Origin of the sequence: uncultured Bacteroides sp., assembly GCF_947632445.1 — a bacterium.
Classification (GTDB): Bacteria; Bacteroidota; Bacteroidia; order Bacteroidales; family Bacteroidaceae; genus Bacteroides.
Genome location: NZ_CANRPM010000027.1, coordinates 15,614 through 37,396, shown reverse-complemented (window position 1 = coordinate 37,396; position 21,783 = coordinate 15,614). Strand labels below are relative to the sequence as shown.

Annotated in this window: 22 protein-coding genes; 5 read left to right on the top strand and 17 right to left on the bottom strand. The window is 44.4% G+C overall.

What is annotated here, in order from left to right:
* Positions 1-392: 392 nt before the first annotated feature.
* The 16 genes from rplT to Q0Z70_RS07225 form a co-directional block, all read right to left on the bottom strand.
* Positions 393-740: a 50S ribosomal protein L20 gene (rplT, locus tag Q0Z70_RS07300; RefSeq protein WP_298073439.1), complete on the bottom strand. Its 348-nt coding sequence runs from the start codon at positions 738-740 to the stop codon at positions 393-395.
* 101 nt (positions 741-841) lie between these two features.
* On the bottom strand, positions 842-1,039 hold the full coding sequence (rpmI, locus tag Q0Z70_RS07295; RefSeq protein WP_298073438.1) for a 50S ribosomal protein L35: 198 nt from the start codon (positions 1,037-1,039) through the stop codon (positions 842-844).
* A gap of 100 nt (positions 1,040-1,139) precedes the next feature.
* Entirely contained in the window at positions 1,140-1,691 is a 552-nt protein-coding gene (gene infC / locus Q0Z70_RS07290; RefSeq protein ID WP_298073437.1) for a translation initiation factor IF-3, read from the bottom strand.
* A gap of 58 nt (positions 1,692-1,749) precedes the next feature.
* Positions 1,750-3,690 (bottom strand): threonine--tRNA ligase, encoded by a 1,941-nt coding sequence (thrS, locus tag Q0Z70_RS07285; RefSeq protein ID WP_298073436.1) that lies wholly within the window; start codon positions 3,688-3,690, stop codon positions 1,750-1,752.
* 74 nt (positions 3,691-3,764) lie between these two features.
* Positions 3,765-5,807: a tetratricopeptide repeat protein gene (locus tag Q0Z70_RS07280; protein WP_298073435.1), complete on the bottom strand. Its 2,043-nt coding sequence runs from the start codon at positions 5,805-5,807 to the stop codon at positions 3,765-3,767.
* A 10-nt stretch (positions 5,808-5,817) separates the two neighbouring features.
* Complete coding sequence (def, locus tag Q0Z70_RS07275; RefSeq protein WP_298073434.1) at positions 5,818-6,372, bottom strand: peptide deformylase; 555 nt, start codon at positions 6,370-6,372, stop codon at positions 5,818-5,820.
* Between the two features lie 3 nt (positions 6,373-6,375).
* Positions 6,376-6,816: a Holliday junction resolvase RuvX gene (ruvX, locus tag Q0Z70_RS07270; protein WP_298073433.1), complete on the bottom strand. Its 441-nt coding sequence runs from the start codon at positions 6,814-6,816 to the stop codon at positions 6,376-6,378.
* Between the two features lie 42 nt (positions 6,817-6,858).
* A complete protein-coding gene (locus Q0Z70_RS07265) occupies positions 6,859-7,767 on the bottom strand; it encodes a PCMD domain-containing protein (RefSeq protein ID WP_298073441.1) in 909 nt (302 codons plus the stop codon).
* Positions 7,768-7,845: 78 nt separating this feature from the next.
* On the bottom strand, positions 7,846-8,952 hold the full coding sequence (locus Q0Z70_RS07260; protein WP_298073432.1) for a sulfotransferase: 1,107 nt from the start codon (positions 8,950-8,952) through the stop codon (positions 7,846-7,848).
* Between the two features lie 140 nt (positions 8,953-9,092).
* Positions 9,093-10,553, bottom strand: a complete 1,461-nt coding sequence (cysN, locus tag Q0Z70_RS07255) for a sulfate adenylyltransferase subunit CysN (RefSeq protein WP_298073431.1) — start codon at positions 10,551-10,553, stop codon at positions 9,093-9,095.
* A gap of 26 nt (positions 10,554-10,579) precedes the next feature.
* Complete coding sequence (gene cysD / locus Q0Z70_RS07250) at positions 10,580-11,491, bottom strand: sulfate adenylyltransferase subunit CysD (protein ID WP_298073430.1); 912 nt, start codon at positions 11,489-11,491, stop codon at positions 10,580-10,582.
* Positions 11,492-11,495: 4 nt separating this feature from the next.
* Complete coding sequence (gene cysC, locus Q0Z70_RS07245) at positions 11,496-12,110, bottom strand: adenylyl-sulfate kinase (protein WP_298073429.1); 615 nt, start codon at positions 12,108-12,110, stop codon at positions 11,496-11,498.
* Positions 12,111-12,127: 17 nt separating this feature from the next.
* A complete protein-coding gene (locus Q0Z70_RS07240; protein ID WP_298073428.1) occupies positions 12,128-13,687 on the bottom strand; it encodes an SLC13 family permease in 1,560 nt (519 codons plus the stop codon).
* Between the two features lie 10 nt (positions 13,688-13,697).
* A complete protein-coding gene (gene cysQ / locus Q0Z70_RS07235; protein WP_298073427.1) occupies positions 13,698-14,525 on the bottom strand; it encodes a 3'(2'),5'-bisphosphate nucleotidase CysQ in 828 nt (275 codons plus the stop codon).
* 192 nt (positions 14,526-14,717) lie between these two features.
* Positions 14,718-15,224, bottom strand: a complete 507-nt coding sequence (locus tag Q0Z70_RS07230) for an SPOR domain-containing protein (RefSeq protein ID WP_298073426.1) — start codon at positions 15,222-15,224, stop codon at positions 14,718-14,720.
* Positions 15,225-15,258: 34 nt separating this feature from the next.
* Positions 15,259-15,675, bottom strand: a complete 417-nt coding sequence (locus Q0Z70_RS07225) for a lipocalin-like domain-containing protein (protein ID WP_298073425.1) — start codon at positions 15,673-15,675, stop codon at positions 15,259-15,261.
* 183 nt (positions 15,676-15,858) lie between these two features.
* On the opposite strand from Q0Z70_RS07225, the gene Q0Z70_RS07220 reads away from it, so the two are divergent.
* Complete coding sequence (locus Q0Z70_RS07220) at positions 15,859-16,068, top strand: YtxH domain-containing protein (RefSeq protein ID WP_298073424.1); 210 nt, start codon at positions 15,859-15,861, stop codon at positions 16,066-16,068.
* 34 nt (positions 16,069-16,102) lie between these two features.
* On the top strand, positions 16,103-16,486 hold the full coding sequence (locus tag Q0Z70_RS07215; protein WP_298073423.1) for a phage holin family protein: 384 nt from the start codon (positions 16,103-16,105) through the stop codon (positions 16,484-16,486).
* Positions 16,487-16,787: 301 nt separating this feature from the next.
* On the opposite strand, the gene Q0Z70_RS07210 is transcribed toward Q0Z70_RS07215, so the two are convergent.
* Entirely contained in the window at positions 16,788-17,759 is a 972-nt protein-coding gene (locus tag Q0Z70_RS07210; protein ID WP_298073422.1) for a type I phosphomannose isomerase catalytic subunit, read from the bottom strand.
* A 226-nt stretch (positions 17,760-17,985) separates the two neighbouring features.
* Here Q0Z70_RS07210 and Q0Z70_RS07205 point away from each other — a divergent pair, with 226 nt between their 5' ends.
* The 3 genes from Q0Z70_RS07205 to galK all read left to right on the top strand — a co-directional run bounded on the left by Q0Z70_RS07205 (position 17,986) and on the right by galK (position 21,663).
* Entirely contained in the window at positions 17,986-19,083 is a 1,098-nt protein-coding gene (locus Q0Z70_RS07205; protein ID WP_298073421.1) for an aldose epimerase family protein, read from the top strand.
* A gap of 54 nt (positions 19,084-19,137) precedes the next feature.
* A complete protein-coding gene (locus Q0Z70_RS07200) occupies positions 19,138-20,445 on the top strand; it encodes an MFS transporter (RefSeq protein WP_298073420.1) in 1,308 nt (435 codons plus the stop codon).
* Between the two features lie 63 nt (positions 20,446-20,508).
* On the top strand, positions 20,509-21,663 hold the full coding sequence (gene galK / locus Q0Z70_RS07195) for a galactokinase (protein ID WP_298073419.1): 1,155 nt from the start codon (positions 20,509-20,511) through the stop codon (positions 21,661-21,663).
* The last annotated feature ends 120 nt before the right edge of the window (positions 21,664-21,783 follow it).

Here is a 21,783-nt window from a genome sequence, read left to right as displayed (position 1 = left end):
GCGCTTAACGTACTTTGTTTCTGTCTTTTCCATAATGTTACTTTTTGTTGTAACGCTATTTCAGGACTAGACAATTTGAAAAAAAAAAAGGAATGGCAACTAAATTACCATTCCTTTTTTATAGAAAGCCGCACCGATGATGTGATGAAACTCCGATAGACATGATTTGAGTACTCGTCCTCTTTGTAATCCACCGACTCAAAAGTTACCCCGAAAGGCGTGGCCCGCCATTGAGAATCGAAGTGTGTCTCGGTATTTCGTATAATTTGATGAGTTTCCCGATCCAATCAATGCAGCTATTTTTTTCTATGACAAAGATAAGAAGTTTCTATGAAAGAAACAAGAAAAACATAAAAAAGTGCTGGAAACTTTATGGGAATCCAGCACTTTCCTTAATTTTTAACTTTAGCAACAATAGCCTTAAATGCTTCTGGATGATTAACAGCCAAATCGGCCAAAACCTTACGGTTAATTTCGATTCCGGCTTTGTGCAAAGCACCCATCAGTTTAGAATAAGACAGACCCTCCAAACGAGCGGCTGCGTTGATTCGCTGAATCCACAAAGCACGAAAGTTTCTCTTTTTATTCTTGCGGTCACGGAACGCATAAGTTAAACCTTTCTCCCAAGTGTTCTTGGCAACAGTCCAAACGTTCTTTCTGGCACCAAAGTAACCTCTGGTCAACTTCAAAATTTTCTTTCTTCTTGCTCTAGAAGCAACGTGATTTACTGATCTTGGCATATTTTCACTTGTTTTTTGAATGTTAGCGCCATTGCTTCACACAACAGACTTCAAGCTAAAACATTCGGTTAATAACTTTAATTTTCTTAGCAGCTTTCTGATTACTTTATAGCCAAAAGCTCCTTAACCTGGCTTACATTAGTGATATCAACTAATGTAGCGTAGCATAGATTCCTTTTCTGCTTCTTCGTTTTCTTAGTCAAAATGTGACTGTGAAAAGCATGTTTTCTTTTGATTTTACCCGTTCCGGTAAGAGTAAATCTTTTTTTTGAACCGGAGTTAGTCTTGATCTTTGGCATTTTACTTATATTTTATTATTAAAACTATCATGGCAACGCACTATACAATGGCGTTACTCATTTTTCTTATTCTTCCGTTGTATCAGAAACAATCGACGGTTTAAAAGTTAGCAGGCTTCTTTGTTCCCGTCGCTTTCTTCGGCGAAAGTTGAATCGTCATGCGCTTTCCTTCAAGAACTGGCATCTGATCCACTTTAGCATAGTCTTCCAAATCATTCGCAAAACGAAGCAACAATACTTCACCTTGTTCTTTAAACAAAATGGAACGACCTTTGAAGAAAACATACGCCTTCACCTTGTCACCATCTTCCAAAAAACCTTTAGCATGCTTCAACTTGAAATTATAGTCATGGTCATCAGTTTGAGGACCAAAACGGATTTCCTTCACGTTGACTGTAACCTGCTTGGCTTTCTGTTCTTTCTGACGTTTCTTCAGTTGGTAAAGGAATTTAGAGTAATCAATAATACGACAAACAGGGGGTTGTGCGTTGGGAGAAATCTCTACAAGGTCCGCTTCGTATTCTTCGGCCAATTTCAAAGCCTGTGCTATCGGATATACTTTGTTTTCTACCTCATCGCCTACTATACGGACTTCTTTGGCACGGATTTGTTCATTAATCCGATGTTGCCCTTTTAAGCTGTCATTCTTCATTAAATAACGTTTACTTCCTATGCGTTTTTTATTTGTTACTGCTAAATTGGCCGCAAATTTACCACTTATTTATCATATTCTGAACTTCTTCACTGATTTTTTTAGCAAATTTTTCCACTTTCATTGTACCTTGGTCACCTTTACCTTGCTTACGTACAGAAACTTCGCCGTTTTCCGCCTCCTTTTCACCAACAACAAGCATATAAGGAATGCGCTTCATCTCGTTGTCACGAATCTTACGTCCGATCTTCTCGTTACGTTCATCCACTAAAGCACGAATATCATATTTCTTCAATATCATACGCACTTCATTAGCATAATCATTGAACTTTTCGCTGATAGGCAGAATAGCGACCTGATCGGGAGTCAGCCATAAAGGGAACTTACCAGCTGTATGCTCAATAAGCACAGCGACGAAACGCTCCATAGAACCAAAAGGTGCACGATGAATCATCACAGGGCGATGTTTCTGATTGTCAGCTCCCGTATATTCCAACTGGAAGCGTTCGGGCAGGTTATAGTCAACCTGAATAGTTCCCAACTGCCAACGGCGTCCAATGGCATCCTTTACCATAAAGTCAAGCTTCGGGCCATAGAAAGCAGCCTCACCGTATTCAATCTTTGCCTTCAAACCTTTTTCTTCGCAAGCTTCGATAATAGCACGTTCTGCTTTCTCCCAGTTTTCATCGCTACCGATATATTTTTCACGATTTTCTTTGTCACGCAAAGAAATCTGTGCTTCAAAGTTCTCAAAATTCATAGACTTGAACACAATGGAAATAATATCCATCACACGTAAGAATTCATCCTTTACTTGATCAGGCCGGCAGAACAAATGTGCATCATCTTGCGTAAAGCTACGTACACGAGTCAATCCATGCAACTCACCGCTTTGCTCATAACGACAAACCGTACCGAATTCAGCAAGACGTAAAGGCAGATCCTTGTACGAACGAGGCGAGTTCTTGTATATCATACAGTGGTGAGGGCAGTTCATCGGCTTCAAGAAGTATTCTTCACCTTCTTCAGGTGTATGGATAGGTTGGAAGGAGTCTTTTCCATACTTAGCATAGTGGCCGGAAGTAATATACAGAAGTTTGTTTCCGATAGGTGGACACATCACTTCCTGATAATCATAACGAGCCTGGATACGACGCAAGAAATCCTGCAAACGGATACGCAAGGCTGTTCCTTTCGGCAACCACATCGGAAGGCCCTTGCCTACCGTATCGGAGAACATGAACAATTCCATCTCTTTACCTATCTTACGATGGTCACGTTTCTTGGCTTCTTCCATCAGCACCAAATATTCGTCCAGCATCTTTTTTTTGGGAAAAGTGATGCCATAAATACGGGTCATCATCTTACGATCTTCCTGTCCACGCCAATAGGCACCGGCTACTGAAGTCAGTTTGATAGCCTTGATAGGAGCCGTCGTCATCAAGTGTGGGCCACGACACAAATCTGTAAATGAACCTTGTGTATAAGTTGTGATGTGACCGTCTTCCAACTCAGAAATCAGTTCACACTTGTAGGTTTCACCACGATCTCCAAATTTTTTCAGAGCATCTTTCTTCGAAATATCTTGGCGAACAACAACCTCTTTCTTGGCAGCCAGTTCAGCCATCTTGCTTTCAATCGCAGGCAGATCAACTTCTTTAATGGGCGTTTCGCCCGGATCAACATCATAATAAAATCCGTTTTCTATTGCCGGACCTATACCGAACTGAATACCAGGATAGAGTTCCTGCAAAGCTTCTGCCAGCAAGTGAGCACTGGTGTGCCAGAAAGCATGCTTACCCTGCTCATCTTCCCACTTATAAAGAACAATCTCGGCATCATTCTGAATGGGACGCCCCAAATCATAAATTTCGCCGTTTACACCACAAGCCAAGACTTCTTGAGCCAGTCTTGAACTGATACTTTCTGCTATTTGTAAGCCGGTTACTCCTTCGTTGTATTCACGAACAGAGCCATCTGGGAATGTTATTTTTATCATAATGCTATGTATTTCAAATTCAGAACGCAAAAATAAAGATTTATTTTTTAAAATCATCTCTTTCACACAAAATGTTATTCGCGGGCATTATCCGTAAAGCGTTTGATGATGTTATAGGCAGAAATTACACCCAATTCACCAGCCTTGCTTAAATCCAAAATACCCTGCTTGTTGTTGCCCAAAAAGATCTGGGTCAATCCACGATTAAAATAAGCCTCTGCAAATTCAGGATCCAGCTCGATAGCCTTGTTATAATCTTCCAAAGCTGAGCGATAATCCTTCAACGTTGAAGAAACATTACCCCGATTGTAGTATCCATAAACAAAATCTGGAGCCAATTCTACGACTTTGTCCAAATCCTTCTTGACAACTTCATAATCAACAGCCGTTATTTCTGAACTCTGCTTGTCGGCAGTAGCCGATTGAATATTTCCGTCTGCCATAGTTTCTGCCTTCTTATATTCAAGCTGTTTGTAGCGAACCAACGCGCGCATGAAATAGGCCGGGAAGAAATTTCCATCCAACAAAATACTTTGTGTGAAATCATCAATCGAGCTGTCAAAATCTTGCACCAGATAGAAATCAATGCCACGCCCGAACCGTTTCATCACATTCAGAGGCTCAGCTACAATATCAGATGTATGAGAATCAATCAACGCAAAATGATATTTAATCTGTTCCTCTGTCAACGGAGCTTCCATATTGGTTATGCGCAGAGGCTTCGGCAATTGCTTGGACAGATTTAACGCATCTATAAATTTATGGTAATGGACAGCTTTCTTTACTTCATTTATCTTTTCATAGTAGGTCAAAGCATACATCGGCTCCAACTTGACTATGACATTACGATCTTGTACACGGCCACGATAGTCGCTCGTATATCGCTGAGTCACTTCAGAATCATCCGCAATCACTATCTTCCGATAGTTTTCCATATTCTTATCAGACTTTTTGCGGGTCTTTTCCTTATCGGTATTATCGGCATCCGAAGTAGCATCAACTACATCCTTTCCATTGTTTTTCTTTCCATTCAAACGATCCAGCTGAGCTTTCATAAGCTTGAATTCATCTTGTTCAGCTCCCTTAAGGTCGCCCACCTTACGACGTGCCTCCGCCCGATAATGATATCCAGTTAAGAAGTTAGGATACTCATCTATCACTTTCGAATAGTCACTGATAGCTCCCCGATAGTCACCTGTCTGCGCACGTAACAAGCCTCGGTTGAAAGCGGCCATCATATTGTCAGGTTCCGTCTCCAACACAAAATCGAAATCTTCAATGGCGCGGTTGTCATCCCCGACTTGGGCACGAAGCAAACCTCGGTTGTAATGCCCGATAAAGTTATTGGGGTCTATATCCAACGCCACATCATAATCCTGCATGGCTCCTCTCAAATTGTTCTGATGGAAACGAGCCAAAGCGCGGTTGATATAATTTCCGGCATTTTTGACACTCAGACGAATGGCTTGGTCCAAATCGTTTTCAGCCTCTTTATATTGTTTTTGTTGGAGTTTCACCAAAGCACGTGCACTCCAGCCGTCAGCATCATAACGATCCAACTCAATGGCTCTGTCGAAATCCCTTAAAGCATTGATCGTATCATTTTGCCTTAGATTCACTTCACCACGCATCAGGTAGGCCCTCGTGTAGCGAGGAGACACTGTCAGCAATTTCTCCAAATCGTCCTTTGCCGAAGTGTAATCTTCCTTCTGCATATGACAAAGCGTCAGATTATGCCATAAAACGACATTTTCGGGCTCATATTTCAAGGCCATTCGATAATCTTCTATCGCTCCGTCAAAATTGTTCTGACGAATACGTGCAAGTCCTCTTATCTGATAAGCCCCCACGACAAAGGGATTTCTCCGAATTGCTTCATCACAATCGGCTTCGGCTCCCTGATAGTCTTCCAAATTTATCTTGGCCAAACCACGAAAGAAATAAGGTTCAAACAAGTATGGTTTGGCACTGATTACCTGATTAAAATACTGAATGGAAAGTACATAATCCTCGAAATACAGCGCATTGCGGGCAATCATCATTACTCGCTCCGTATTGATTTGGGCACATAGCAATGCCGGAAAAAACACGATGGCTATCAGGATTCGCTTCACCATTACATTATAATTATTTCACAGTTTTCACCTTATACGTGCAATGCGCCTTCCCTTTAAGCAGGGAATTCAGCTTGCCTTTTATCATCTGCTTGCGCAAAGTAGACAAATGGTCAATGAACATCTTGCCTTCCAAATGGTCAAACTCATGTTGCATGACACGGGCCAAATAGCCTTCAACGTCCTCTTCGTGTGCTTCCCAATTCTCGTCCATGTATTTCACACGGATCTTTTCACCACGCTTTACACTCTCATGAATACCCGGCAAGCTTAAGCAACCTTCGTCCATCGCGACTTCCTCTCCCGACACTTCCAGAATATGAGGATTGATATAAGCCTTGCGGAAGCCTTTGAACTCTGGCAGATCATCGGACAAAACATCCAGATTGATGACAACTACACGGATAGGAAGTCCTACCTGAGGTGCAGCCAATCCAACCCCTTCGGCACGGTCCATTGTTTCAAACATATTCATAATAAGTTCTTTCAGATTGGGATAGTCGGGCGTAATGTCTTCAGCCACTTTTCTCAACACGGGCTGTCCATAAGTATATATAGGTAAAATCATGTTCTATTCTTTATTTAATCTGTCAAATGATGTTCTTCTGTTCTCCAAATAACTCTGTAAAATGATGGTAGCGCTGATTTCGTCGACCAGTGCCTTATCCTGTCGGTCTTTTTTTTTCAATCCGGCATCCAACATCGCCCGATGAGCCAAAACGGAAGTAAAACGCTCGTCCACATATTCTACGGGCATATCAGGAAGTTCCTTCTGCAGAGAACGGACAAATGGCTCTATACGCTTCATGTTTTCCGAGGCCTCATTGTTCATCTGTTTGGGAAGGCCTACCAGAATACGCTCGACCGATTCCTTGGACACATAGTCAATGATGAAAGCCAGCAACTCATGAGTCGGCACCGTTGTCAGCCCGTTCGCTATCAGTTGCAGGGTATCAGTCACGGCTATTCCCGTTCGTTTCTTTCCATAATCTATCGCAAGTAATCTTCCCATATCGGCCACAAAAATACAACTTTAATCGTTTCTGCCAAACAATCAATATATGAGTTTAACATTGTCAACCCAAAGTGAATTGCCCGGCGAACCGATATAAGCACCGCCATGGCTGGATGTAAACTGAAGTACCATGTGGGTTGGCACGTCCTCTTCAGTCCCCCACGCCACCTCATTGATAGGTACGCTCTCTCCCTTGCTGTTCATTGCATAACGTTCTTCAACCTGCAAGCGCATCATATGGGCCTTGTAGTTGGGGTTGCCCGTAATATCGCCATACATAATATCATAGGTAACATTATTTTTCCAGTCGGGTGTCGTCACGTAATAACGCACGACCATCGTACCTACACGTTTGGCGTAGATATTGCCGTCTTTGTCTTCCCAACGTTTCTGCAACAAAAGAATAGCCGCCGGAAAATCTTTTCCTTCGACATCGGTGATGCGACTGAAGCCTGTAGCACGGATACGCTTCTCGCGATCGGACATCTTGACTTTATAGTCAAATTGGATAGCTACCGGCTTTTGGGTGAAAGGTATGCCCGAATTCAACATTTTCTGCGGGTTTCGTGTCCCTTTGATCGGTTCGTACACCTCGCCCAAGAATATGGAACCGGCGGCAAGTACCGTTATATTCACCAATCCGAGAACCTTGACGCTCTCCATACGGGTATCGAGACGGGCGCAATAGCCATCGCCTCTCTTTTCTGGAAATACCGAAGTATTGGTTTTTGTGATGCCTGCCACCTTAGCCATGACATTGGAAGTGGCCCAAGGCGAACCTCCCATATTGGTGTATGGCTCGTCGCCCACGATGGTCTTTGTGGGGGCGATGGCATAGACGTGTTTGGTAGCTCCCCCTATAATGCCCGATTCCTTGATCTGACGGTCCACCCATTGATCCATGTCACCGAAAGAAATGGGTTCCACATGAGGTTGGGCCACAGCCATCCCACTCCACAAAAAGGCTACGCAGATTGCTATATACAACAAATATTTTCTGCACATCATCTTTTTATCTTCTCCTTATTATAACTCATACTTCCACTGTTCCAATGCAAATCCCCAATTCTCCTGAACCAGATGCACCGTGCGGTCATCGTATTTGTACTTGTTCTTCTTGTATCCCTTCTTACTCCCCACATACTTTTCGATGTCGGCGCGGGCTTCTTCAAAGCCGGGAATGGACAATGTCTGATAGATATGCTCCGTCATGCCCATAGCATCTGCCTCGAAGTCCTCGAATTTCACTTCAATCAATTTGCCGGCAGGGATACAGTTCTTGTCCGCCTCATATTTGTGATACAGCTTGGCATAGATGGAAAGAATATTCTTTTCCAGCTCTTCGCTGCTGATGTCCTGAAGTTTCAGGGGCTGGATGGTATTGGTAAAGAAGCTGCGCGTGCTCTCGAACACGGTATAAGGATTGCGCATCAGGTAGATAAACTTGGCATCGGGGAACATCTTGACCAACTCTTTCACGCGGCCCGTATGGGGCGGATTTTTGCTCAAAAACTGGGTTCCGTGCGTATTCCACAAGGAAATCTTGATGAGTTTCACAAAAGTTTCCTCGAACACTCTCAGTTCTTCGTCCGTAATGTCGTCGAAGAGAAGGTACTTGTCGGCATACTCCTGTATGTGTTTGGGCAGGAACCAGAAATTGTAATAGGTATAAGGCATCATGTTGGCCAGCGCAAATTCCTCTTCCTGGGGCAGGTCAACGGCCAACTCCATGTTGTCGGTCGGACGCTTGTCGGGCATCAGCCAGCTCATATTCTTCTTAAAGAAAGGCTGTCCCCACATCATCAGGTGTGGGAAAACGGTCTGATAGGTAGTGTTATAACCGAAATGTTTATCGCACGAAAAGACGTTGTGGACAAACGTCGTACCACTCCGCCAATGCCCCAGGATAAACACCGGGTCGCGTTCCAAGGGTTTGTCGGCCAAGATTTTTTTGTATTTCCGGTCCTGTAACGATACCAGCGTGGAAAGCAGACGGCACACAGCCTTCGTCAGGCGATACTTCCCTTTATAGGAAGCGTCAATGGTGCGGCCGGCAGTTATCCGGTTGAAAGTCTTCCAATCGGCCCCCACCAATGTATTGATGGGGAGCTTGTTAAATTCTAATAAACCCATATCTTTTTCTCAAATATTCACTCATTATGCCATTTCCGATGCCATGCCTTGAAGAAAGCGATGTTTTTTCCACAAGAAAACGGCCTTTTCTCCATGCGAAAGCATCCTTTTCTTTTAGATTACTCAGAGAGGCATTCCTCTCATTTCACCACCTTCACACCCAATCCCTGACGTTCGAGCTCCTTCACAGCTTTCTCTATCGCCTCGTAATGCTCAGGAGCAATACCCAGTTTCACAAGGTCGAGCACAGGCAGTTCGTCGCCCCGGTACATGTCCTTGCTCTCTACACGGTCGATAATCATGCCGACAGCACTGGTATTGTTGGTGATGGGGTCTATCAGGATGAACGCACCCGTCGCCTTGTTCTGCTGATAAGGGTCGAAGAACAATTCCTTGGCCGTAGTGAACACTACGCGGGCTATCTGGTTAAGCTGCATCGGGAGGGTATCCCGCGTCAGCTTGCCGTTCTCCAAAGAGAGGTGTTCCATGGTGTTAACGTCCACCTTGTACTTGACGGTGTCTATGTGTGCACGGCTCAGGTTGGTGGTCTGCTTGATGAAGAAAGATTTGTTGGCATCCATCGGCTCCTCGTCCATCCATACAAGCATGGCCTCGAAGTTGCGGTCTTCCATCGGCAGGTTGTCGGGATGTACCAGCATCTCGCCTCTGGACACGTCGATCTCGTCTTCCAAGGTCAGCGTTACCGACTGGGGTGGAAAGGCATAATCCAGCTCGCCGTCGTAGGTCACGATGCTTTTGATACGCGACTTTTTGCGCGAAGGCAATGCCATCACTTCGTCGCCCCTGCGAATGATGCCCGAAGCTACCTTGCCGCAGAAGCCGCGGAAGTTAAGGTTAGGGCGAAGTACATACTGGACTGGGAAGCGGAAGTCTTTGAAGTTATGATCGTTATCAATGTGGACGGTTTCCAAGAAGTCAAGCAGCGACGTGCCTTTATACCAAGGTGTACGCTCCGAATTGGTCACCACGTTGTCGCCTTCGAGTGCGGACAAGGGAATACAAGTCACATCGGGGATGCCCAACGGAGCGACAAACTCTTTGTAAACGGAGACTATTTCGTCGAAACGCTTTTCGGAAAAATCCACCAAGTCCATTTTGTTCACAGCCAGCACTACGTGTTTGATGCCCAGCAACGACACAAGAAACGTGTGTCGGCGCGTTTGGGTGATGACCCCTGTGCGTGCATCCACGAGAATAATGGCCAAATTGGCCGTCGAACCGCCCGTAATCATGTTGCGCGTATATTGTTCGTGCCCCGGCGTATCGGCGATGATGAACTTGCGGTTGTTGGTCGAGAAGTAGCGGTAGGCCACGTCGATGGTGATGCCTTGTTCACGTTCGGCTTTCAATCCGTCCAGCAGAAGGGCATAGTCGATGTGATCGCCGGCATTCCCCATACGCTTGCTGTCGCGCTCCAAGGCGTCCAGCTGGTCTTCGTACAGTTTTTTGCTATCGAACAACAGGCGCCCTATCAGGGTGGACTTACCGTCGTCCACTGACCCTGCCGTCAGAAAACGAAGCAAGTCTTTCTGTTCATCCTTATCCAAAAAGGCCTTTATATCCAATTTATTGTTGTCCATTGTCTTCAGAATTCTTAATCGTTCGTTTAAAAATATCCTTCCCGCTTCTTCTGCTCCATGCTGGCTTCTTGGTCGAAATCAATGACACGCGTGGTGCGTTCGCTCTTGGTCGTGGTCATCATCTCTTCCACAATCTTTTCGATAGTGTCAGCTTCGCTCTCCACAGCACCTGTCAACGGCCAACAACCCAAGGTGCGGAAACGCACCATGCGCATCCGTATCTTGTCACGATACTGTTCGGGCAGGCGGTCGTCGTCGGCCATAATCAAGTTGCCGTCCATCTCCACGCAAGGTCTTTCCTTGGCAAAGTAGAGCGGCACAATGGGGATATTCTCCAAGCGGATGTATTGCCAGATGTCTAACTCCGTCCAGTTGCTCAAGGGAAATACGCGAATACTCTCGCCCTTGTGGACGCGTGCGTTGTAAATATCCCATAACTCAGGACGCTGATTCTTGGGATCCCACTGGTGGAAACGGTCGCGGAAAGAGAAGATACGCTCCTTGGCACGCGACTTTTCTTCATCGCGGCGGGCACCACCAAAGGCGGCATCGAACTTGTATTTGTCGAGTGCATAAAGCAGAGCCTGCGTCTTCATCAGGTCGGTGTGCACCTTGCTGCCATGCGTAAAGGGGCCTACCCCTGCCTTAAAGGCTTCCATATTGCTCTCTACAATCAGGTTCCATCCGTATTTCTTGGCATATTCGTCGCGGAACTGAATCATTTCCTTGAATTTCCACTTAGAGTCGATGTGCATTAAAGGGAAAGGCACCTTGCCCGGATAGAAGGCTTTTTCGGCCAAACGCACCATCACGGACGAGTCTTTGCCTATACTATAGAGCATTACAGGATTTTCGAACTCAGCCGCTACCTCACGAATGATATGAATAGACTCGGCTTCAAGTTCTTTCAAATGACTAAGTTTGTACTCTTCTTTCATCTTTCTATCTTATTTTTCCTGTCTCCTGAATTCTTGGTAATATGAGTTCTAACAGCTTATGAACGGATTCTTCCAAAGAAAGCACCGAAGTGTCGAGTGTCAACGCAGGATGTTCGGGCGATTCGAAAGGAGCGGAAATGCCCGTAAAGTTCTTGATTTCACCCCGGCGCGCCTTGGCATAGAGGCCTTTCACATCGCGACGTTCGCATTCCTCAATGGGAGTACTGACGTACACTTCCACAAAGTCGTCCCTGCCAATAATATCAGCCGCCATCTCGCGGATGTCGTTGCTGGGGCTAATAAAGGCGGCAATGGTGATAATGCCTGTATCGACAAAGAGCTTGGAAACTTCGGCTATGCGGCGGATATTCTCCACACGGTCGGCCTCGGAAAAGCCTAAGTTGTTGTTGATTCCGCTGCGAATGTTATCGCCGTCCAAAATGCGGCACAAGAATCCGCGTTGATGCAGCTCGCGCTCCAAGGCAATAGCAATGGTACTCTTGCCCGAACCGCTCAGCCCTGTGAACCACACCATCAAGCTATGTTGCCCCAACAAGGCTTCCTTGTCGTCCCGCGTCATCATTCGATCGAATATCGGATATATGTTGTTATTTCCCATTCCTTTATAATATACATTTAAAAAGGCCAGATTACAGGTATCAGAAAAACAGATATTAGAAAGGTTATGATGTTCAGTGGCAATCCGATACGGACAAAATCCGTAAACTTATAGTTGCCGATACCTTGCACAATCAAGTTCGTCTGATAGCCGATGGGGGTAGAGAAACTGGCGGAAGCCGCCATACAAATCACTACAAAGAACGGCACAGGGCTTACACCCAACTGTGTCGAAATGGAGAGTGCCAAGGGAAAAGCCAAAGCTGCCGCCGCATTGTTCGTAATAAGTTCTGTAAGCAAATTGGTGATAATGAACATGGCCGCCAGCAAGACATGAGGCCCGTAATGGTCGCTCAAACCGATAATATACTTAGCTACCATATCGGCCACACCTGAGTTTACCATCGCCTTACTGATGGCAAAAGCACAGGCAATGGTAATAAGCACATCCCAAGAAATATATTTCGTATATTTCCGCGCAGGAAAAATCTTCGTCCAAGCCATAATGATAGTCGTTATCGAAACGAAGAAAAACATGTCCAAATGCATACTGGGGACAGCTTCTTTCACGAAAGGATGTTCTCCGATAGTGGCTCCGGCAATCATCAGTGCCAATAAGATCAAAGCCAGCCAGTGTTTCCCTTTGCCAGGCACAGGTTCGTTATCCTTGCCATTGGCCAGCATGACAAAAACCGAAGACTCGCCCCACGTCTGGATGAATGAATCGTCTGCCATCATCACCAGCGTATCTCCTTCACGCAAATAACAATTCTCAAGGTTCTCCGTAATGCTTTGTCCGCCTCGTTTTATTTCCTTCACTTCAGCTCCATAATGGCGTTTAAAGTTAAAGTCCTTCAGCCTTTTGTTAATACCAGGGAAACGAGATCCCAAGACGGCTTCCACCCGATGTAAATCGCCTTTCCCTTTTTCTTCCAATTCTTCTTCCACTTCAGCCGAATCCTTACGAACGTCAGGCAACAACTTCGACGAAAATATGAACAGATAAAGAATACCTGCAATAGCAATGAAAATGCCAATCTTTCCTAATTCAAACATCGTAAAGCCATCATAACCGGCATCTAAAATCATACCATGTACTACCAAATTAGTCGAAGTACCAATCAACGTACAGATACCTCCCAAAATAGTAACGTATGACAAGGGGATGAGAAACTTAGTAGCCGGCAGCTTGACAGAGTCAGCCCATCGCTTGATGATAGGGGCAAATATAACCACTACAGGTGTATTATTCAGGAAAGCCGAAATGAAAGAAATGGTGGGTAACATACGAAGTTGGGCCTTGAAAACCGTCGTTTTTTTCTGAGGTAGCAATTTCTTAATTAACTGTCCCAAAGCACCAGACTGGCGAATACCTTCACTAACCAGATAAAGCAGAGCAACCGTTATCATCCCTTTGTTGCTGAATCCTTCCAACATTTCATTCGGAGTCAGAATGCCAGCACACAAAAACAAAACCACAACCGAGAACAATACCATGCCCGGACGCATCTTGTCAAGTATCAAGGCGGCTACCATGCCAACCAATCCCAATAATACAACTGCAATTTCAAAAGTCATTATCCAGTCTTCATTTATGTCCAACCCGCTTCGGCTCTACAATGAACCATGGATTCAGCAAGTCTTTCTTGTTGTAACTCAACGGCACATCCATGCCTGCCTGATAGATTTCCATCCCTGCTGCACGTGCAATGGCATGTCCTGCAGCCGTGTCCCATTCCATCGTCGAAGCAAAACGGGGATAAACGTCCGCTACACCTTCGGCCACCAGGCATATTTTAATGGAACTTCCGCATGAAATCAATTCTACATTCGGATGAACAGCTTTAGCCTCTTCAATAAATCTTTCCGTTTCGAGCGTAGAATGCGAACGTGAAGCGACAATCACATATTTGTTCCGCTTAGTAGTTTCAATCGGCAAACGGGTGGCCTTTGCAATCAAATCTTCCAGCGAAACCTCCCCACGCGATGCCACATCTGTCATTTTATAAGCTCCCACTCCTTCCATCGCGAAATAAAGAACACGTTTTACCGGCAAATAAACAACTCCTATACATGGAACAGAATCCTGAACGAAAGCGATGTTAACAGTAAATTCACCATTGCGTTTGATAAATTCCTTTGTACCATCCAATGGATCAACAATCCACAACTCTTTCCATGCCATACGTTCCTCATAAAATTTCGATTTACCTTCTTCACTCAAGATGGGATACGGAGTATCGGCCAGCAATCGACAAATGACCTCATGAGCCGCCCGATCGGCAATAGTCAACGGCGAATTATCCGCTTTCTTTCTCACCTGAAAATTGGAACTCGGATTATTATAAATGGAAAGAATTTTCTCACCGGCCGCCAAAGCAGCATCAATAGCCTTTAATATATATTGTTGATCCATATTATTTTTATCAAAGATGCAATATAAGATTTCAAAGGTAGAAACTTTTCCACTCGAAAAAGTTTCCCATTCTACTTTATAACTTCTTTTAAACCATATTTACGTCCAAAAGAATAAAAAAGGCAGCCACCCCATAGCGTGCCGCCTTCTATATTTACGAAACGAAACAATCGTTCGTTTCTAATTCAGCCATTAATTGATGCGGTAAAGCAACCAAGCGCCCTGGAAATCGTTACGATTAGGATACTTTGCTTTGAAGGCATCACGAGCGGCAGCTGCAGAATCTCTATCGTGATAAGTAGCCACAATCACGCGATACATCGAATTATCTGCATTGAATGCTACAGAAGCGTTATATCCCTCTTTATCCAAGAAAGCCTTCAAATTTTCCGCATTGGCTTTCACTGAAAAACTACCTGCTACAACGTTGTAAGCTTCCAAGCCTGTCCCAGACACAACGGTAACCTTTTCCTGACGCACATCAACCTGAGTTCTTTCAACTACTTTCGGAGCTTCAACAGATGCACTAACCACAGGGCTTTCTTCTACTGTAGCGGCTTCTGGCTGTTGCGGAGCTTCTGCCAACTCTTGTTTCTTCGCATTTTCATACGCCTTTTTGTAAGCACTTTCATTCGACTTACAAGAAGAGAATGCCAGTGCTACACAGACACCCATTCCCAATACTGCTAATTTTTTCATTTTCTTTATCATTTAAGTTTTTAAATAAGTTCGTTCAATAATTACGGAAAACGTATATCGTATCGTTGTAGTTCAAACGTATTTTTTTGGAAGTCAACTCATCAACTCTAAATGTACGGACACCGTCTTCCCATCCAAACCACTTTTTATAGGTAGGATCGTTAACTGCCGGCCCCCATAACGTTATGGTAATCTTATTATCTTCCTCTTCGTAATAACCATACATAGAACGATAACTCCCGTCTTCGCCCATGTACTGACTTGTGAAAGAGCCTTTCTGAAAGCCATAAAAAACACTGTCAACTTTTGCAACACTCCCATCAGGATATTGATATTCACGTAATTGCCATCTTCCAACCCAAGGAGAACCTCCACCATTCATACAGGAAAGGCAACAAATCATCATGACAATCAATAACAAAACGTTCATGCCTCTAACCAAAGCTTTCATATATATACCTTAAATTTTAGGAGACAAAAGTACACCTAAGCAATTATCCGACGCCATACAGGACAGTTAAATTTCCCTAAATCGGAAAATATAAGTAGAAATCCTGAAAAAACATCACCGAAAAGAGATGCGAATTAGAAGATATTGGTTAGTTTTGCAAATAAACCGTAAAACATAAACATTATGAAAGGATTAAATGTATTGGCCGCTTTTTTAGGTGGAGCCGCTATCGGCGCAACCTTAGGTATTCTTTTTGCCCCTGAAAAAGGAGAAGATACCCGTGCAAAAATTGCAGACATCCTGCGCAAGAAAGGTCTTCGGCTGAGCCGAAACGAAATGGAAAATTTGGTAGACGAAATCGCCGCGGAGATTAAGAACGAAGCAGACGAATAAATAGCCAAAGAAAACTACATAAAACAGAGCTACCATGTTCTCCAATGATAAAGGCATAGAAACATTGCAACAACTTTTCATTGAAGTCAAGAAATATCTGGCACTTCAGAAAAGATACACCCAATTAGAGATAGCAGAGAAACTAACAATTCTGTTATCCACATTAATTTTAGTGCTGGTTATCATTATTCTCAGCATGGTAGCCCTGTTTTATTTGTCTTTCACATTAGCCTACCTGTTAGCCCATCTTGTAGGAAGCCTTGTGATGAGTTTTGCCTTGATTACGTGTGTCATATCCGTTTTGATAGCAACAGTCTACATTTTCCGCAAAAAACTCATCGTCAACCCGATGGCTAAATTTATTGCAAACTTGTTTATTGAAGACCTTGGAAAGAAAGAAGAGCAATATGGACAATAGCAAACCACAAATAACCACATTGGATGACATCCGGGTCTTGAGAAAACAAGCTTTACTAAATGCCCGGAAACAGAAGGAAGTCCTTGGCACCACTGCCCGAAAGCTGATTGACCCTCTTACGTCTACAGTAGACAAAAGGAATTCCATCACAAATGCTTTCAATGTAGGAATGGCCCTGTTCGACGGCTTCATGTTGGGCATAAAGTTAATTCGAAAATTTCACAGGGCGATTAGAAAATAAAAAAACGATGCTGCATCCATTGAAATGCAGCATTATTTCCATCACAAAACGATGCTTTTCTCAAACGTAAGCTTCTAACAGCTTCACCTTTTCTACAGGAATGATATTGACCGATTGGGTTACCGCAGGAAGCAGAACCGTTTCTCCTGCGCGTAAAGTGATGCTATTTTGAGTATCGTCCACCATACGACATTCCCCTTCTATGCAGACAAAAATTACAAAAGAATCCAACTCTGAATAATCGCATGTAATATCTTCTGTCATATCATATAAAGAAACAGAGAAATAAGGGGTGGACAATATTTCCACAGGCTCATTAGATACAGCCTCATACGCCGTTCTGAAATCATCTTCTACATCAGAGAAATTGATGGCATCCATCGCTTGAGCGATATGCAACTCACGGAGTTTTCCGTCTTTATCCCTACGATTATAGTCATAAATGCGATATGTCACATCAGACGACTGCTGCACTTCTACCACAAAGGCACCCGCCCCAATGCCATGCACACGGCCGGCAGGTACATAAAACACATCACCCGGCCGGATGGCACACGTCTGAAGCACCTCGTCAAATGTACCATTATGTACCCGTTCCTTATATTCTTTTGGGGTGATCTGCTTGGAAAAACCTGATATCAATGTAGCCCCTTCGTCAGCAGAAACGACATACCACATTTCATTTTTACCCATACTGTTATGACGTTTTTTAGCCAATTCGTCGCCCGGATGAACTTGAATGGATAATTTTTGCCGCGCATCAATAAACTTAACCAGCAAAGGAAATTGATTTCCAAAACGTGCATAATTCGACTCGCCGACCAGTTCTCCCCGATATTTGCGTACCATTTCGGGCAACGTCAGCCCTTTGTCCGCACCGTTAGCCACAACAGATTCGCTGCCTTCCACAGCTGAGACTTCCCAACTTTCACCCACACTGGGCAAGTTTTCATTCAAATGTTTAAAAGGGATAATCTTATTGCCTCCCCAAAGCGTCTGCTTCAAGACAGGCTCAAATTTCAGAGGGTACATTAAAATGTTCTATTAAATATTTTTCAAAATAGTATAAATGTTTTTCTACGTTAGTATCAATTCCTTGCCAAGCCGGCACGTTCTTCTGCATCTTCAAAGCTTCAACTCACAAATTGTCTTGACTTAGCTTAAATATGGTGACAAACATACAAAAAATTATTTGTTATTGCTTGGGAAAACGAAAGAAAATCTGTTTATTTGCAATGAATTTAATGAATACCATGATATGACAGCATCTAATATTTATGAAAGTAACCGTTCCTGCTTGGACAGGAAAAACTTTCAAAAAGAAATAGGCGGCAAAAAAACCGACCTTTACATTCTGAAAAACAGCCAGGGAATGGAAGTAGCAGTGACGAATTACGGATGTGCAATCCTTTCCATTATGGTGCCCGACAAGGCAGGAGAATATGCCAACGTAATCTTAGGGCATGATAGTATAGAACACGTCATTAACAGCCCCGAACCATTTCTTAATACGACAATCGGGCGATATGGCAATCGAATAGCCCAAGGACATTTCACTCTCTATGGCGAAGGACACCAGCTTGCCATCAACAATGGCCCCAATTCCCTGCACGGCGGACCGACAGGTTTCCATACTAAAGTATGGGATGCCGTACAACCCAACCCGACAACCGTGATTTTCAACTACACATCCGCTGATGGAGAAGAAGGCTTTCCGGGTAATCTGGAAGTTGAAATGACCTATCGCCTTGAAGAAGACATTAACGCACTTGTAATCGAATATCGTGCAACAACCGATAAAGCGACGGTTGTCAACCTGACCAACCACGGATTTTTCAACCTATCGGGAATTGCCTCTCCAACTCCTACCGTACTAAATCATTCAATTAGCATCAATGCAGATTTCTACGTTCCTATTGATGAAGTTTCTATCCCGACCGGAGAAATTCTGAAAGTAGAAGGAACTCCTATGGATTTCCGCACGCCACACACCATTGGTGAACGAATAGATGAACCGTTCCAGCAACTAATCAACGGAGCCGGATACGACCATTGCTATGTATTGAATAAGACAGAGGCCGGAGAATTGAGCCAAGCTGCTACATATACCGATCCAATCAGCGGGCGCATGATGGAAGTATTCACTACAGAAAACGGCATCCAGCTATACACCGGTAACTGGCTTAACGGATTTACGGGAGCACATGGCGCTACCTATCCGGCGAGAAGTGCCGTCTGTTTCGAGGCACAATGCTTCCCGGACACTCCCAACAAGCCTCACTTCCCGTCGGCAATCCTACTTCCGGGCGATGAGTACCAGCAGGCGACTATCTATAAATTCAGCGTTACAGAATAATCTTCCAGAACAATAATTAACAACATTAATAACCTCTTTATAAAAGAAAAAACCATGACACAACAAAAGAATGGTAACATCATCGCCATCATAACCATGATTTTCCTGTTTGGTATGATTGCATTCGTTACGAATCTCGCTGCCCCGATGGGGATTGTATTGAAGAATCAATTTTCAGTTTCCAACGCACTCGGCATGTTGGGAAACTTGGGAAACTTCATCGCGTATGCCGTAATGGGTATTCCCAGTGGTATTTTATTAACCAAAGTCGGATATAAAAAAACAGCTCTCATCGCTGTAGCCATCGGATTTATTGGCGTAGGAGTGCAGTATCTTTCAGGACACACCAGCCCTTCATCGGCTTTTGCTGTATATCTGTGCGGTGCTTTCATTTCCGGTTTTTCCATGTGTCTGCTCAACACAGTGGTCAATCCTATGCTGAATAAGTTGGGTGGTGAAGGCAACAAAGGTAACCAGCTGATCCAAGTAGGTGGTTCGTTTAATTCCGTAATGGCTACCATCACCCCGATGTTTGTAGGCATCCTCATTGCAGGATCTGTAGAGAAAGCGACTATCTCACAAATTTTCCCTGTAATGTACACCGCCATGGCTGTATTTGCCTTCGCATTTTTTGTGCTTTTGTTTGTCAACATCCCCGAACCCAGTCAAACCAAATCATCGGAATCTATTGGTACATTGATGAAAGGTGCATTGAAATTCCGCCACTTTGTACTGGGTGCCATTGCTATCTTCGTTTACGTAGGTGTTGAAGTCGGTGTACCGGGTACATTAAACCTCTTCCTTACCGACCCCATTGAAAAAGGCGGCGCAGGCATTTCGTCCACGATTTCCGGTTTTGTAGTAGGAACATACTGGTTACTGATGTTGATAGGCCGTCTGGCCGGCGCATCATTGGGAGCCAAGATTTCAAGTCGTACCATGATGATTTTCACCTCCGGCTTAGGTTTGATTTTAGTATTGCTGGCCATGTTCTCTTCAACCAGCACGCTGGTCGACTTGCCGGTATTGCAGCAAAGTGCAACGGGAGGCTTGTCTTTCGGAATGGCTGAAGTACCCGTCAACGCCATGTATTTGGTATTGGTAGGTATCTGTACTTCTATCATGTGGGGTGGCATCTTCAATTTGGCCGTCGAAGGCTTAGGCAAATACCTGGCAGCCGCCTCCGGTTTATTCATGGTATTGGTATGCGGCGGTGGTATTCTTCCTGTCATTCAGGGTTGGCTGGCCGACGTTGCCGGATTTATGAACAGCTATTGGGTTATCATCATCGCCTTGGCCTATCTGTTCTATTACGGCCTTGTAGGCTGCAAAAATGTCAATAAGGATATCCCTGTTGATTAAGCAGACGGTAAAAGAAAAAGATTACGGTAATTTTTATTATTCACCTAATAAATTATAAGTATCATGGATATAGAACACGTAAGAAGTCGTTTCATCAAGCATTTTGACGGAACAAGAGGAGCTGTATATGCATCTCCGGGTCGTATCAACCTTATTGGTGAACACACCGACTATAACGGTGGATTTGTATTTCCCGGAGCAATCGACAAAGGTATGATTGCAGAAATCAAACCGAACGGAACCAACACTGTAAAAGCCTATTCCATCGACCTGAAGGACTACGTAGAATTCGGTCTTAACGAAGAAGACGCTCCCCGTGCCAGCTGGGCCCGTTATATCTTCGGTGTATGCCGCGAAATGATCAAACGCGGTGTAGAAGTAAAGGGGTTCAATACAGCTTTCGCAGGCGATGTTCCCCTTGGTGCCGGAATGTCTTCTTCTGCAGCATTGGAAAGCACGTATGCCTATGCGCTGAACGATCTTTTCGGCGATAACAAGATTGATAAATTCGAACTCGCCAAGGTTGGCCAGGCTACCGAACATAATTATTGCGGCGTGAACTGCGGCATCATGGACCAGTTTGCTTCCGTATTCGGCAAGAAAGGCAGCCTTATCCGTTTGGATTGCCGTTCGCTGGAATACCAGTATTTCCCCTTCGATCCGAAAGGTTACCGCCTCGTACTGGTTGACTCTGTCGTAAAGCATGAATTGGCATCCTCGGCTTACAACAAACGCCGCCAAAGTTGCGAAGCTGTCGTAACCGCTGTACAAAAGAATCATCCACACGTAGAATACCTGCGCGACTGCAATATGGAAATGCTCAAAGCTGTAAAAGCCGACGTAACGGAAGAAGACTACAAGCGTGCAGAATATGTCATCGAAGAAATCCAACGCGTACTCGACGTTTGCGACGCTCTGGAGAAAGGCGACTATGAAACCGTAGGGCAGAAAATGTATGAAACGCACCACGGCATGAGCAAGCTGTACGAAGTGAGCTGCGAAGAATTGGACTTCCTGAACGACCTTGCCTTCGATTGCGGCGTGACAGGTTCGCGCGTCATGGGCGGCGGTTTTGGCGGATGTACCATCAACTTGGTGAAGGACGAACTGTACGGCACCTTCGTTGAAAAGGCGAAAGTAGAATTCAAGAACAAGTTCGGCAGAAGCCCCAAGATTTATGATGTAGTCATCAGCGACGGCGCACGCCGACTGGAATAACCGGATTTCATCACACATCAATCTTTGATCCCCTTCCCCACGCCGACGTCCGGGGAAGGGGATTTTTCTTAAGTCACATTTCCGCACAGTAAAAAAGACACGCAGGGGCGATGGATATTC

Excerpts from the sequence above, each read along its gene's own strand:
- rplT (WP_298073439.1), bottom strand. The coding sequence starts at position 740 with ATGCCAAGATCAGTAAATCACGTTGCTTCTAGAGCAAGAAGAAAGAAA.
- rpmI (WP_298073438.1), bottom strand. The coding sequence starts at position 1,039 with ATGCCAAAGATCAAGACTAACTCCGGTTCAAAAAAAAGATTTACTCTT.
- infC (WP_298073437.1), bottom strand. The coding sequence starts at position 1,691 with ATGAAGAATGACAGCTTAAAAGGGCAACATCGGATTAATGAACAAATC.
- thrS (WP_298073436.1), bottom strand. The coding sequence starts at position 3,690 with ATGATAAAAATAACATTCCCAGATGGCTCTGTTCGTGAATACAACGAA.
- Q0Z70_RS07280 (WP_298073435.1), bottom strand. The coding sequence starts at position 5,807 with ATGGTGAAGCGAATCCTGATAGCCATCGTGTTTTTTCCGGCATTGCTA.
- def (WP_298073434.1), bottom strand. The coding sequence starts at position 6,372 with ATGATTTTACCTATATATACTTATGGACAGCCCGTGTTGAGAAAAGTG.
- ruvX (WP_298073433.1), bottom strand. The coding sequence starts at position 6,816 with ATGGGAAGATTACTTGCGATAGATTATGGAAAGAAACGAACGGGAATA.
- Q0Z70_RS07265 (WP_298073441.1), bottom strand. The coding sequence starts at position 7,767 with ATGGCTGTGGCCCAACCTCATGTGGAACCCATTTCTTTCGGTGACATG.
- Q0Z70_RS07260 (WP_298073432.1), bottom strand. The coding sequence starts at position 8,952 with ATGGGTTTATTAGAATTTAACAAGCTCCCCATCAATACATTGGTGGGG.
- cysN (WP_298073431.1), bottom strand. The coding sequence starts at position 10,553 with ATGGACAACAATAAATTGGATATAAAGGCCTTTTTGGATAAGGATGAA.
- cysD (WP_298073430.1), bottom strand. The coding sequence starts at position 11,491 with ATGAAAGAAGAGTACAAACTTAGTCATTTGAAAGAACTTGAAGCCGAG.
- cysC (WP_298073429.1), bottom strand. The coding sequence starts at position 12,110 with ATGGGAAATAACAACATATATCCGATATTCGATCGAATGATGACGCGG.
- Q0Z70_RS07240 (WP_298073428.1), bottom strand. The coding sequence starts at position 13,687 with ATGACTTTTGAAATTGCAGTTGTATTATTGGGATTGGTTGGCATGGTA.
- cysQ (WP_298073427.1), bottom strand. The coding sequence starts at position 14,525 with ATGGATCAACAATATATATTAAAGGCTATTGATGCTGCTTTGGCGGCC.
- Q0Z70_RS07230 (WP_298073426.1), bottom strand. The coding sequence starts at position 15,224 with ATGAAAAAATTAGCAGTATTGGGAATGGGTGTCTGTGTAGCACTGGCA.
- Q0Z70_RS07225 (WP_298073425.1), bottom strand. The coding sequence starts at position 15,675 with ATGAAAGCTTTGGTTAGAGGCATGAACGTTTTGTTATTGATTGTCATG.
- Q0Z70_RS07220 (WP_298073424.1), top strand. The coding sequence starts at position 15,859 with ATGAAAGGATTAAATGTATTGGCCGCTTTTTTAGGTGGAGCCGCTATC.
- Q0Z70_RS07215 (WP_298073423.1), top strand. The coding sequence starts at position 16,103 with ATGTTCTCCAATGATAAAGGCATAGAAACATTGCAACAACTTTTCATT.
- Q0Z70_RS07210 (WP_298073422.1), bottom strand. The coding sequence starts at position 17,759 with ATGTACCCTCTGAAATTTGAGCCTGTCTTGAAGCAGACGCTTTGGGGA.
- Q0Z70_RS07205 (WP_298073421.1), top strand. The coding sequence starts at position 17,986 with ATGACAGCATCTAATATTTATGAAAGTAACCGTTCCTGCTTGGACAGG.
- Q0Z70_RS07200 (WP_298073420.1), top strand. The coding sequence starts at position 19,138 with ATGACACAACAAAAGAATGGTAACATCATCGCCATCATAACCATGATT.
- galK (WP_298073419.1), top strand. The coding sequence starts at position 20,509 with ATGGATATAGAACACGTAAGAAGTCGTTTCATCAAGCATTTTGACGGA.